The following is an 11,937-nucleotide window of genomic DNA, read 5'->3' on the forward strand; positions in this document are numbered from 1 at the left end:
ATGATATGTTGACAAAGAGTCGATATCAGTCACCTCTTGGCGCTATGACCCTACTGGCGGATAATGAAAAGTTGGTGGGGATCTATTTTGAAGACCAGAAGTATTTTATGGCTGGTTTTGATGGAAAAGAAATTGCAGAGCAGGAGACTGAGGTTTTAAGAAGAACTATATTTTGGTTAGATGAATATTTTGCTGGAAAGAACCCAGACCACGTTCATTTATCCACTGCACCCAAGGGGACGGACTTTCAGAAAAAGGTTTGGGCAGCGCTAGCGAATATTCCATACGGTCAAACGATAACCTATGGAGACTTAGCAAAGCAACTAGATTGTAAATCTGCTCAAGCTATTGGTTCTGCAGTCGGGAAGAATCCTCTGTCTATTTTAGTCCCATGCCATCGAGTTTTAGGGGCTGGGGGAAAATTGGTCGGTTACGCAGGTGGACTAGACAGAAAGCAGATATTATTGACATTGGAGGGAAATGATGATTTTTTACGAATATCCTAAATGTTCGACCTGCCGTAAGGCAAAGGCGGAGCTGCAAAAGTTAGGAATTGACGTGGAAGTAATTGATATTAAAACCAATCCGCCAGCTGTTGAGACTATTAAATCTTGGTTGACAAGAGGTTTTGAGTTGAAAAAGCTATTTAACACATCAGGAAATAGCTACCGTGAATTAGGTTTGAAGGACAAGCTGCCAACCATGTCAGAAGATGAGGCTTTGGCGCTCTTAGCAGCAGATGGCATGCTCATCAAACGCCCAATTTTGATTGATGGTGATAAGGTTTTGCAGATTGGTTACCGCACGCCTTACGCTGACTTGACTTTATAAGAAAAGGAGTAGGCAAAAATGACATTTGAAGAAATTTTACCGGGCTTGAAAGCTAAGAAGAAATATGTCCGCACGGGATGGGGTGGTGCCGAAAATTACGTCCAACTCTTTGATACTATCGAAATCAACGGTGTTAAACTTGAGGCAACGCCTTACTTCCTCATTAACGTGACAGGAGACGGAGAGGGCTTCTCCATGTGGAGTCCAACCCCCTGCGATGTTCTTGCGACCGATTGGGTGGAAGTTCATGACTAAAAAAGTCCTTGTCACAGGTGCCTCATCGGGAATTGGCCTAGCACAAGTACGGCTTTTTTTGGAAAATGGCTACGCTGTCTATGGTGTTGACAAGTCGGCTGCACCCGACCTGTCTCACTCAGACTTTCATTTTCTCCAACTTGATCTGACGAGTGACTTAGCTGTGCTGGACGAGTTTATCTCAGAAGTTGACATCTTATGTAACACCGCTGGAATCCTCGACAACTACCAACCCTTGCTCCACATTTCTGAGGAAGACTTTGAAGAGATTTTTGCCGTTAATTTTTTCGCTGCAACAAAGATGATTCGTTACGTCTTACCAAAGATGATTGAAAAAAAATCAGGTATCATTATCAATATGTGTTCTATCGCTAGTTTTTTGGCAGGAGGTGGCGGAGCTGCATACACTAGTTCTAAACATGCCTTGGCTGGGCTGACGCGTCAGCTTGCCCTAGATTATGCTAAAGATGGTGTTCAGGTATTTGGTATCGCACCTGGAGCAGTCAAAACAGGAATGACAGCTGCTGACTTTGAGCCCGGAGGTTTAGCAGATTGGGTGGCAGAACAGACACCTATCGGTCGTTGGACAGAACCAGAAGAAGTTGCAGAGTTGACAATATTTTTGGCATCTGGGAAAGCTCAGTCTCTGCAAGGAGAAATCGTCAGAATTGACGGAGGATGGACTTTGAAATGACAAAATTTATCGAAATTGGCTTGGGAAACCGTTGGCTAGTCCGAACAGAATTTGAGCAATCTGATGGCACGGAATGGGAAGTTAGAGGTATTTCTGGCAAAATTAAGGCAGAATCCTATTATTTGAGGCTTTGGCTTGCAAAAACTGTTTTCATTTGGGATAGTCAGGACGGTATCAAAAAGCAGAGCAAGTCTCGTTCCGCATTCAAATTGATTTTTGGAATTAAGTCAAAAGTTTAGAGCAGGAGAAGGCAGACATGTTAGAAACCAAATGTTTTCTCTTATTCCCTTGGGGGATCAAGACGTTCAAAAACAGGATTCTGAGACCGTACCAGAGAAACAATATAGAAAACTTTTTTCAATTTGAGAGGCATAAGTCTCTTTTTTTCGTACAAAACAAATTTCTTGCAAATAATACTATATAGTGATATTGTAAAACCATCAACAAAATCGAGGTAAGTATGATGATTGAATTAGGGATTTCAACTTTTGGCGAGACCACCCCATTGGAGAATACTGGGCAGTCCTATAGTCATGACGAACGCATCCGTCAGCTGGTGGCTGAGATTGAGTTGGCAGATCAGGTAGGTCTGGACCTCTACGCTATTGGCGAGCACCATCGCGAGGATTTTGCGGTATCAGCTCCAGAGATTGTTCTAGCTGCGGGAGCTGTCAATACCAAACGCATCCGCCTGTCATCGGCCGTGACTATCTTGTCATCTATCGACCCTGTTCGCGTCTATCAACAGTATGCTACTATAGACGCCTTGTCAAATGGCAGAGCAGAGATTATGGCAGGTCGAGGGTCATTTATCGAATCCTTCCCACTCTTTGGTTATGACTTAGATGATTATGAGGAACTTTTCAATGAAAAATTAGACATGCTTTTGACCATCAAGGAAAAAACCAACTTGACTTGGTCAGGTAAACATACCCAAACAGTTAAAAATCGTCCCGTCTATCCACGTACCGTGCAAGAAGATTTTCCAATTTGGGTAGCTACTGGCGGTAATTTGGAATCAACTGTGCGTATCGCTGAGCAAGGATTACCAATTGCCTATGCCACTATCGGCGGAAATCCTAAGCATTTTGCGCAGCTTGTTGCCATCTATAAAGAGATAGGAGTCCGTCACGGTCACAGTTTAGAACAACTCAAGGTTGCTGCTCATTCATGGGGTTGGATTGAAGAAGATAATCAATCTGCCATTGACAACTATTTCCACCCAACCAAGCAAACGGTCGACAATATTGCCAAAGGGCGTCCGCACTGGACTGAAATGACCAAAGAGCAGTATTTGCAGTCAGTAGGTCCAACAGGTGCCATGTTTGTTGGAAATCCTGAAATGGTGGCTAAAAAAATCATTCACATCATCGAAGATTTATCACTGGATCGCTTCATGCTACACCTGCCAGTCGGCTCAATGCCACATGAAGAAGTCATGAAAGCTATTAAACTTTACGGTGAAAAAGTAGCGCCAATCGTGCGCCAGCATTTTGCTCAAAAATAAGTTAAAACCTAGAGAAATCTAGGTTTTTTTGATAAAATAAAACCTATGGAAAATCAAAATATGACACAAATTGCCTTGAATTTAGGCATCACCGAACAGCAAGTCGAGCAAGTTTTACTTCTGACTGAAGAGGGAAACACGATCCCTTTTATCGCTCGTTACCGTAAGGAAAAGACGGGAAATCTTGACGAAGTTGCCATCAAGACTATTATTGACCTTGACAAGTCCATGACAGCTTTAACTGACCGAAAAAACAGCGTCCTTACAAAAATTGAGGAACTGGGTAAGCTAACGCCTGAGCTCAAAAAAGCTATTGAAGAGGCTAGTAAACTGGCAGACGTGGAGGAACTTTACCTGCCTTACAAAGAAAAGCGTCGCACCAAGGGAATGATCGCTCGCGAAGCGGGACTTTTCCCTCTAGCTCGTTTGATTTTACAAAATGTACCTACGCTTGAAAAAGAAGCAGAAGACTTTGTCACAGATGGATTTGAAACAGCTGATAAGGCTTTGGCAGGTGCTTGTGACATTCTCTCAGAAGCCCTGTCCGAGGATGCTAAACTACGTTCATGGACCTACAATGAAATCTGGGCCAATAGTCAACTGGTTTCAACTGTCAAAGATAGCTCTGCTGATGATAAGCAGGTTTTCAAACTCTATTATGACTTTTCTGACAAGGTTGTCAAAATTCAAGGATATAAGACCCTTGCCCTAAACCGCGGTGAGAAATTGGGTGTTTTGAAGATTTCATTTGAACATAATCTTGACAAAATGACACGTTTTTATGAAGCCCGCTTTAAAGAGAAGAACGACTACATTCGCAAGTTTGTTCAAGATGCACTCAAAAAGAAAATTCTTCCAGCTATGGAACGCCGTGTCCGCGCTGAACTGACGGAATCAGCAGAAGACGGGGCTATCGCGCTTTTCTCTGAAAACTTGCGTCATCTTCTTCTTATCGCACCGCTTAAAGGTAAGATGGTACTTGGTTTTGACCCAGCTTTCCGTACAGGAGCAAAGTTAGCAGTTGTCGATCAAACCGGAAAACTCATGACCACTCATGTCATCTACCCAGTCGCTCCAGCTAGTCAAGCTAAGATTGCGCAGGCCAAAAAAGAGTTGGCTGAGTTGATTAAAGCTTATGGAATTGAGTTGATTGCTATTGGAAATGGGACGGCATCACGTGAGAGCGAGGCCTTTGTGGCAGAGGTGCTTAAGGACTTTCCAGAGGTCTCATACGTTATTGTTAATGAAAGCGGAGCTTCTGTTTATTCTGCTTCAGAGCTAGCGCGTGAGGAGTTTCCGGACTTGACCGTGGAAAAACGCTCTGCTATTTCCATTGCTAGACGCCTTCAAGACCCGCTAGCAGAACTGGTTAAAATAGATCCCAAGTCCATCGGTGTAGGTCAATATCAACACGATGTTAGCCAGAAAAAACTGGCTGAAAACCTAGACTTTGTGGTTGATACTGTGGTCAACCAAGTTGGTGTTAATGTCAACACCGCAAGTCCTGCCTTGCTTTCTCACGTAGCTGGACTAAATAAGACCATTTCTGAAAATATTGTCAGATACCGCGAGGAAAACGGAGAAATTAAATCCCGTGCAGAAATCAAGAAGGTTCCTCGTTTGGGAGCTAAGGCTTTCGAGCAAGCAGCGGGTTTCCTCCGCATTCCAAACGCTAAAAATATCTTAGACAACACAGGCGTTCACCCAGAGTCTTATCCAGCTGTTAAGGAACTTTTTACTAAGCTTAACATTAAAGATTTGGATGACAGTAGCAAGACCAAGTTACAATCTATTGATATTACAAATATGTCTAAAGAATTAGGACTAGGAATTGAAACGCTGACCGATATTATTGCAGATTTATTGAAACCAGGTCGAGACCTTCGTGATGAATTTGAGGCACCTGTGCTACGCCAGGACGTCCTTGATGTCAAGGATTTGGAGATTGGCCAAGAGTTGCAAGGGACGGTGCGTAATGTTGTTGATTTTGGGGCTTTTGTTGATATCGGTGTCCATGAGGATGGCCTTATTCACCAGTCGCGAATGGTCAAACGCCAGCGTGATAAAAATGGTCGTCCAAAAGCTTACCCACATCCAAGTGACATTTTATCTGTTGGAGATATTGTGACGGTTTGGGTGACTGAGCTTGATTTGGATAGAAATCGTATTGGACTGAGCTTGTTAAAACCACATGGACTTGACTGAATACGTTAAAGAGGTTTCCAAACAGGATTTTTTCGGCTGGGATTTTAAGCATGAAGCTTATTGGAATAATCGCTTAAAAACAACAGGAGGTCGCTTCTTTCCAAAGGATGGACACTTGGATTTTAATCCAAAAATCTATCAGGAGCATGGGATTGAGATTTTCAGGAAAATTGTGCGGCATGAACTCTGTCATTATCATCTCTATCATCAGAAAAAGGGCTACAAGCATGCGGATAAGGATTTCAAAGAACTGCTCAAGTTAGTTGATGGGCTACGCTATGTACCACGTTCCGCTCAAAAGCAGGCAAAGTATTCTTACACTTGCCTGTCTTGTGGACAGGTTTACCAGCGACAACGCCAGATTGACTTGAAGAAATATCGGTGTGGTAAGTGCCACGGATATTTATGTTTGCAAAATCGGTCGTAAGGCTGATGGATTTATTCATCAAAAAGGTTACAATAGTTTTATCATCAAGTAGAGGAGGACTTTCTATGGAAACTGTTTTTTACAAGAAGCGTGAAGGACGAATGGTCAGTGGCGTGTTGGCTGGCTTATCGGATAAGTTTCACTGGGATGTGTCCCTAGCCCGAATTTTGACAGCGATTTTCATGTATTTCTCCTTTGGTTTCGGGCTTTTCCTCTATGTTGTTTTAGCAATCTTTTTACCTTATAAAGAGGACCTTGAAAAGGAAAACTATGGAACAGGACCTCGCAGAAGAAAAGATGCAGAACCTATCAAAGATGATGATGATTGGTTCTTCTAGGTATTGGTAAAAGCTATCTTTCTGCTAACAGGACAGAGAGATAAGATAGCTCTCCTTTGAAGGTTGGGATGTGCTTCCCGACCTTATTTTTCTAGTCTGTCTTTGAGCAAGTTCAAGGGCATGGCTGAGTTTTTAGTGTATAATAGGATACGGAATTATCTGAAAGGAGTTGAAGGTTTGTTTCAAATTTCTGTGCAACCGAGTCACCAAGAGACCTATGAGCAAGTCTTAGCTCACTTGAAAAGCAAACAGATTCGCATCACTGAGACGCGAAAGGCCATCATTGCCTATATGATTGAAGCTCATCACCATCCAAGTGCCGAACAGATTTTTCATGACTTGCAGGCGCAGTATGCCCACATGAGCTTAGCAACGGTCTACAACAACTTGCGGACACTAATTGAGGAGGGCTTTGTCTCTGAGGTCAAAGTAAACAATGATAATACCACCTATTTTGATTTTATGGGGCACGACCACCTTCATGTGGTTTGTGAGGTTTGTGGTGCCATTACGGACTATAAGGGCGCAGACACCTCTCTCTTAGTAAAAGAAGCCGAGCAAAAAACAGGTTATAAAGTCACTAAAAATCAATTTATGATTTACGGTATTTGTCCCGCTTGCTCTCAAAAATCATAAAAAGACTTCAGTCGAAGTCTTTTTTGCTACGTTTACGAATACTTAAGTAGGAGGTTATATGTACAGTATTCAATTTAAAGAGCAGGCCATCTTGCCTCGTGAACGTTTGGTAGCAGAAGGAGCGGAGCATCTCAGCAATCAGGAGCTTTTAGCCATTTGTCTCCGTACAGGTACTAGGAAAGAACACGTACTTAGTCTTGCAAATTCGATTCTCAATAACTTGGACAGTCTAGCTGATTTGCGCCAGCTTTCCTTGGAAGAGTTACAGGCTATTTCTGGAATTGGTCGAGTCAAATCTATCGAGCTTAAGGCAATGCTTGAGTTAGCAAATCGCATTCAGAGCGCTGAAATGGAGAAGAAGGAGCGCATCATGTCTAGTGAACGCTTAGCGAGACGAATGATGCTTGAACTGGGAGATAAAAAACAGGAACATCTAGTGGCTCTCTATCTGGATACGCAAAACCGCCTCATCGCCCAGAAAACCATTTTCATTGGGACAGTGAGACGGTCAGTAGCAGAACCTAGAGAAATTCTGCACTATGCTTGCAAGCACATGGCAACATCCCTCATTGTGGTTCACAATCATCCTTCTGGCGTGACAGAGCCAAGTGAAAATGATTTTCAATTTACCGACAAAATCAAGCGTTGCTGCGATGATTTAGGTGTGGTTTTCCTAGATCACCTCATTGTTGGTAGAAAAGAGTATTTTAGCTTTCGCGAAGAGACAGACAGTCTCTAGAAATCATTAACGATAAATTTAAAAAGCTTGTGGCTGTACCCCTTATCACTATAAATCAGGAGCTCAGGATGCCATTGTACACCGATATAACGGAGATCGGGATTGGTAGATTCCACCGCCTCGATAATACCATCTTCAGAGGAAGTGGCAATGACTTTTAGACCAGGGGCTAAATCCTTGATTGCTTGACGGTGGTAAGAGTTGATACCATGGCTATTTTTAAAAATCTTAGCAAAGGCGCCATCAGCAGCCACAGTCATGCTTTGCGTGATAACATGAGCGTCCTCTTTTTGCCAGTGGTTTGAGATATTTTGATAAAGGCTACCACCTAGTATCACATTCATAAGTTGCATGCCACGGCAAACAGCAAAAATCGGTTTTTTCTGAGCCATAGCTTCTTTAACCAAAGCTATCTCAAATTCATCCCGTTCTTTGAAATAGTCGTTTTCAGCAGCTGGATCTTTTTCTTCATTATAGTAAGCTGGATTAACATTTTGTCCGCCTGTTAGAATAAGTTTATCAATCATATCGATATAAGCTTTAGCTCTTTCAGGCTTGTTGATGGGCAGAACTAGGGGAAGGCCGCCAGCTTCAATAATAGCATTTGGAAAACCTGATGGGACATAAGCCCAAGGGAGCGTATCCATTTCGACCATGCGTTGGTTGGCCGCAATGCCGATAATAGGTTGTTTTGACATAAGAAATCACTTTCTAACTTAAGAGATATTGAGAATAAGCTTATTTGTTTTCTGTAAAAAAAGGATATAAGTTTGAAAATCACATTTTCTTTACAGAATTGAGTAATTTGATGATACAAAAAAAGAGCAGAGGAGTCAAGTTTTCTCCTCTGCTTTTCTGGATGGATTTATTTTTCTTGAGCGTTCATAAAATATAGCAGGGTTTGCAATTCACTGGTCAAATCCACATATTGCACGACAACGTTTTCCGGAACTTGGAGGTTGACTGGAGAAAAACTCAGAATTCCTCGTACACCAGCATCAACTAAGACGTCAGTAACTTCTTGAGCCTTAGAAGAAGGGACTGTCAAAATGGCCGTTTCGACAGGAGTCTCAGCTAGGTGCTCCTTAATGCTTGAAATACCGTAGATGGGAATGCCGTCGCTCGTTTTTGTGCCAACCAATTCATTATCATCGGTATCAAAGGCAAGGGTAATCTGCATCTTATTGCGGTCGTGAAAACGATAGTGGAGTAGTGCACGCCCAATATTTCCTACACCAATCAGCATGACATTTGTAGTCGAATGATCGCCAAGCAATTCTGCAAAAAAATTCATCAATTTTTTGGTATCGTAACCAAAGCCACGACGACCGAGTTCACCAAAGTAAGAAAAGTCACGGCGAACAGTTGCTGGATCGATACCCATCGCATCAGCGATTTGTTGAGAACTAGCTTTTGCGACATTGTCTGCGTAGAGGCGCTTAAAAATACGGTAATATAAGGCTAGACGTTTAGCAGTAGCATTTGGAATGTTTTTTTCTAACATAAATAGTCTCTTTCTAAAAGGTTAGGCAAGAAAATCAGCCTTTTTCATGTTTACTCTACTTATTATTATAATAAGTCTTTGTGAAAAAATCAACATAGAAAGACTGAAAAAGACAATAGAAAAACGCTAGGACTGAAAATGTCAAAAGAGGCTGAGACATTTTCAGTCCTAACCTCTTTTGATATTATTGCAGATAGACGCTTTGGCGCAGTAGTTGCTCGGAAGTCCTCATCCCTTGCTACACAATAAATGGAAAGCGACTTTCAAGCAACTGTGCAGAGGTGAAACGACAAAATCGAAATTGACAAAAATGCCAAAATACCGATTTTTGTCCTTCTCTCTCAGACCTCAGTTTTGGTAAAAATGTCACGTTCAACTAAACTGTCCATCAAGAAATAAAACTTGTCTTGGAGAATCTTGTGTTCTTCTTTTTTGAAGATATTCACTAGACGAAGTCCAGATTTATCAGTGATTGTTAGTTTAAAAGCGGTCAAATCTTTGTTGATTGTGATTTTAAGTGGAAAACCGTCGCCAGAATTTGGAACAATTTCTAAGAGGCGATTCAATTCATAGTTGCCTACCTTATTTTGGATAAAAGTGGTATCGCGAAGAGTGTATTTTTTGATTTTTGGACTAATCGCATAAGAAAAGCGGCAGTCAGTTGGATGAATTTCTGTTTCAAAAGCCATAAGGTCTCTCAGTTTCCTTTCGAAAGTAATTTTTTTAGTGTCTGTGCCAATAGCTGAGCTTCTTGAATGCTATTTTGATCACCGAAGCTAATGCGGATAGATTCGTCAAGTTTTGGTGATTTTTCTCCGTAGTAGCTTGTCAGGACATGGCTTGGGGTAACAGCGCCAGCCGTACACGCTGATCCAGTTGATACTGCAAATCCAGCTAAGTCAAGTTGTGTCAGAAGAAGTCCGTTATTTGCTCCAGGAAACCCAATATTCAAGACATGTGGCATGGTTTCCTGACCAGCATTGATATAATAATCTAGTCCGTTTAATTCCCTTAAAAAAGCCTGACGGAGTTTCTGGATATGCTGATAATTAGTCTCAAGATTTTCTGAAGCTTCAGAAAGAGCTGCTGCCATTCCCGCTAGAGAAATCATGTTTTCTGTCGAGGCACGACGCTTGTCCTCCTGATCGCCCCCATGTAGGAGGTTGTCAAAGCGCTTGGTTTTGGCATAGAGGAAACCAACACCTTTTGGTCCGTGAAATTTATGGGCAGAAGCAGATAGGAAATCAATCCCCCAGTTCTCTGGTAGCACCGCTATTTTCCCGACTGTTTGAACTGCATCGACATGAAAGACTGCCTGATGGTCAGCTAGGACGTTACCGATTTCAGGGATATCATTGAGGCTACCGGTTTCGTTATTGGCGTGCATGACTGAGACTAGGATTGTATCAGGACGCAGCGCAGCTTTTACCTGCTGAGCGGAGATGCTCCCATTTTTAGGCAACAAATAAGTCACCTCAAAACCAAAACGTTCTTCCAAATAAGCCATGGCATGGAGCACTGAGTGATGCTCAATAGAAGTGGTAATCAGATGCTTTCCTTTGTCCTGATTAGCAAGGGCGTAGCCGATAATGGCAGTATTGTTGCTCTCGGTTCCCCCTGAGGTAAAAATAATGTTTCGCTCGCTCGTCTCGAGATGTCGGGCAATGGCAGAGCGGAAAGCACGTAAGTATTGATTGGCCTGGCGACCAAAAGTATGGAGACTGGAAGGATTTCCAAAGGAATTTTTCATGATTTCAGTCATAGCAGTAATGACTGAGGGTGTCAGCGGTGTTGTCGCTGCATTATCAAAATAAATCATTTGCTTTCAGGTTTGTAAGTGAAGAGTGGGCTGACTGGCTGATGCTCATGGATACGTTCGAGGGCCTCACCTAGCAACTCACTAGCAGAGAGGTAAAGAATTTTCTCTGGCAGGCGTTCTTTGGTTACAACTGAATTGGTCACAAGAATTTCATGAATTGGCGCCAAATCAAGGATATCAGCAGCACCGCCAGCAAATAGTCCATGGCTAGCAACAGCATAAATATCAGTAGCACCGCCACGTTCTACAATTTTGGCAGCCTCAGCAAAGGTTTTGCCCGTATTTAAGATATCGTCAATCAGGATAGCTTTTTTGCCCTTGACATCACCAATGATGTATCCTTCCTCGCGTTGGGCGTCATCTTGTGCATAGTCAATGATGGCAATTGGCGCATCTAAATATTCGGCAAGGCTACGGGCGCGTTTAATGCCTGAGTTTTTAGGGCTGACGACTACAACTTCAGAACCTGTCAAACCTTTGTCAATATAGTGTTTAGCAAAAAGTGGAACAGTAAAGAGATTATCAACTGGGATGTCGAAAAATCCTTGAACCTGAACGGCATGCAGGTCTAGGGTTACCACGCGGTCAACACCAGATTTGACGAGCATGTTGGATACCAATTTAGCTGTGATTGGTTCACGTGTTTTGGCAATGCGGTCTTGACGTGAGTAGCCAAAATAAGGCATAACGACAGTAACGGTGTCTGCACTAGCACGCTTACAAGCATCAACGGCAATCAATAATTCCCAGAGGTTATCGTTGACAGGGTAGCTGGTTGATTGAATCAGGTAAACATCGACACCGCGCACGCTTTCTTCCAAATTAACCATAATCTCACCATCAGCGAACTGACGTGAAGAGAGTTTGCTTAATGGAACACCGACTGTCTTGGCGATCTGCTCAGCAATTTCTTGGTTAGACGAGAGGGAGAAAAGTTTCATTTCTTTGTCGGACATTTTTAAGGCTCCTTCTTAAAATACAC

16 protein-coding genes are annotated in these 11,937 nt (G+C 42.5%); 11 read left to right on the top strand and 5 right to left on the bottom strand.

The window, feature by feature from the left end; all coding sequences use genetic code 11:
• Window positions 1-5 precede the first annotated feature (5 nt).
• The 11 genes from G576_RS0100405 (at window position 6) to radC (ending at window position 7,632) form a co-directional block, all read left to right on the top strand.
• Window positions 6-506, top strand: coding sequence for a methylated-DNA--[protein]-cysteine S-methyltransferase (locus tag G576_RS0100405; RefSeq protein ID WP_027972861.1), 501 nt, complete (start codon window positions 6-8; stop codon window positions 504-506).
• Window positions 481-831, top strand: a complete 351-nt coding sequence (locus G576_RS0100410) for an arsenate reductase family protein (protein ID WP_027972862.1) — start codon at window positions 481-483, stop codon at window positions 829-831. Before G576_RS0100405 ends, G576_RS0100410 begins: the two co-directional genes overlap by 26 nt.
• An 18-nt stretch (window positions 832-849) precedes the next feature.
• The gene (locus tag G576_RS0100415) at window positions 850-1,086 is read left to right on the top strand and encodes a DUF2829 domain-containing protein (RefSeq protein ID WP_027972863.1); all 237 of its coding nucleotides are present in this window, start codon (window positions 850-852) and stop codon (window positions 1,084-1,086) included.
• On the top strand, window positions 1,079-1,780 hold the full coding sequence (locus G576_RS0100420) for a 3-oxoacyl-ACP reductase (protein WP_027972864.1): 702 nt from the start codon (window positions 1,079-1,081) through the stop codon (window positions 1,778-1,780). The genes G576_RS0100415 and G576_RS0100420 overlap by 8 nt, the downstream gene beginning before the upstream one ends.
• A complete protein-coding gene (locus tag G576_RS0100425) occupies window positions 1,777-2,019 on the top strand; it encodes a DUF3977 family protein (RefSeq protein WP_027972865.1) in 243 nt (80 codons plus the stop codon). Before G576_RS0100420 ends, G576_RS0100425 begins: the two co-directional genes overlap by 4 nt.
• A gap of 224 nt (window positions 2,020-2,243) precedes the next feature.
• Window positions 2,244-3,287: an LLM class flavin-dependent oxidoreductase gene (locus G576_RS0100435; RefSeq protein WP_027972866.1), complete on the top strand. Its 1,044-nt coding sequence runs from the start codon at window positions 2,244-2,246 to the stop codon at window positions 3,285-3,287.
• 45 nt (window positions 3,288-3,332) lie between these two features.
• Window positions 3,333-5,492 carry a Tex family protein gene (locus G576_RS0100440; RefSeq protein WP_027972867.1) on the top strand — a complete coding sequence of 720 codons (2,160 nt, stop codon included), beginning with the start codon at window positions 3,333-3,335 and terminating at the stop codon, window positions 5,490-5,492.
• Window positions 5,479-5,919, top strand: a complete 441-nt coding sequence (locus G576_RS0100445) for a SprT family protein (RefSeq protein WP_027972868.1) — start codon at window positions 5,479-5,481, stop codon at window positions 5,917-5,919. The genes G576_RS0100440 and G576_RS0100445 overlap by 14 nt, the downstream gene beginning before the upstream one ends.
• A 65-nt stretch (window positions 5,920-5,984) precedes the next feature.
• Window positions 5,985-6,257 (top strand): PspC domain-containing protein, encoded by a 273-nt coding sequence (locus tag G576_RS0100450; protein ID WP_027972869.1) that lies wholly within the window; start codon window positions 5,985-5,987, stop codon window positions 6,255-6,257.
• Window positions 6,258-6,434: 177 nt separating this feature from the next.
• Window positions 6,435-6,893, top strand: a complete 459-nt coding sequence (locus G576_RS0100455; RefSeq protein WP_281168608.1) for a Fur family transcriptional regulator — start codon at window positions 6,435-6,437, stop codon at window positions 6,891-6,893.
• A gap of 58 nt (window positions 6,894-6,951) precedes the next feature.
• Window positions 6,952-7,632: a RadC family protein gene (gene radC / locus G576_RS0100460; protein ID WP_027972871.1), complete on the top strand. Its 681-nt coding sequence runs from the start codon at window positions 6,952-6,954 to the stop codon at window positions 7,630-7,632.
• Here radC and G576_RS0100465 read toward each other — a convergent pair.
• From G576_RS0100465 to G576_RS0100490, 5 genes are all read right to left on the bottom strand, one after another.
• Complete coding sequence (locus tag G576_RS0100465; RefSeq protein WP_027972872.1) at window positions 7,629-8,330, bottom strand: gamma-glutamyl-gamma-aminobutyrate hydrolase family protein; 702 nt, start codon at window positions 8,328-8,330, stop codon at window positions 7,629-7,631. The genes radC and G576_RS0100465 overlap by 4 nt on opposite strands.
• A gap of 167 nt (window positions 8,331-8,497) precedes the next feature.
• Window positions 8,498-9,136 carry a redox-sensing transcriptional repressor Rex gene (locus tag G576_RS0100470; protein ID WP_027972873.1) on the bottom strand — a complete coding sequence of 213 codons (639 nt, stop codon included), beginning with the start codon at window positions 9,134-9,136 and terminating at the stop codon, window positions 8,498-8,500.
• Between the two features lie 341 nt (window positions 9,137-9,477).
• Complete coding sequence (locus tag G576_RS0100480) at window positions 9,478-9,825, bottom strand: DUF1831 domain-containing protein (RefSeq protein ID WP_027972874.1); 348 nt, start codon at window positions 9,823-9,825, stop codon at window positions 9,478-9,480.
• Between the two features lie 8 nt (window positions 9,826-9,833).
• Window positions 9,834-10,955: a cysteine desulfurase family protein gene (locus G576_RS0100485; protein WP_027972875.1), complete on the bottom strand. Its 1,122-nt coding sequence runs from the start codon at window positions 10,953-10,955 to the stop codon at window positions 9,834-9,836.
• The gene (locus tag G576_RS0100490; protein WP_027972876.1) at window positions 10,952-11,911 is read right to left on the bottom strand and encodes a ribose-phosphate diphosphokinase; all 960 of its coding nucleotides are present in this window, start codon (window positions 11,909-11,911) and stop codon (window positions 10,952-10,954) included. The genes G576_RS0100485 and G576_RS0100490 overlap by 4 nt, the downstream gene beginning before the upstream one ends.
• Window positions 11,912-11,937: the final 26 nt, after the last annotated feature.

This window comes from Streptococcus porci DSM 23759 (assembly GCF_000423765.1).
Taxonomy (GTDB): domain Bacteria; phylum Bacillota; class Bacilli; order Lactobacillales; family Streptococcaceae; genus Streptococcus; species Streptococcus porci.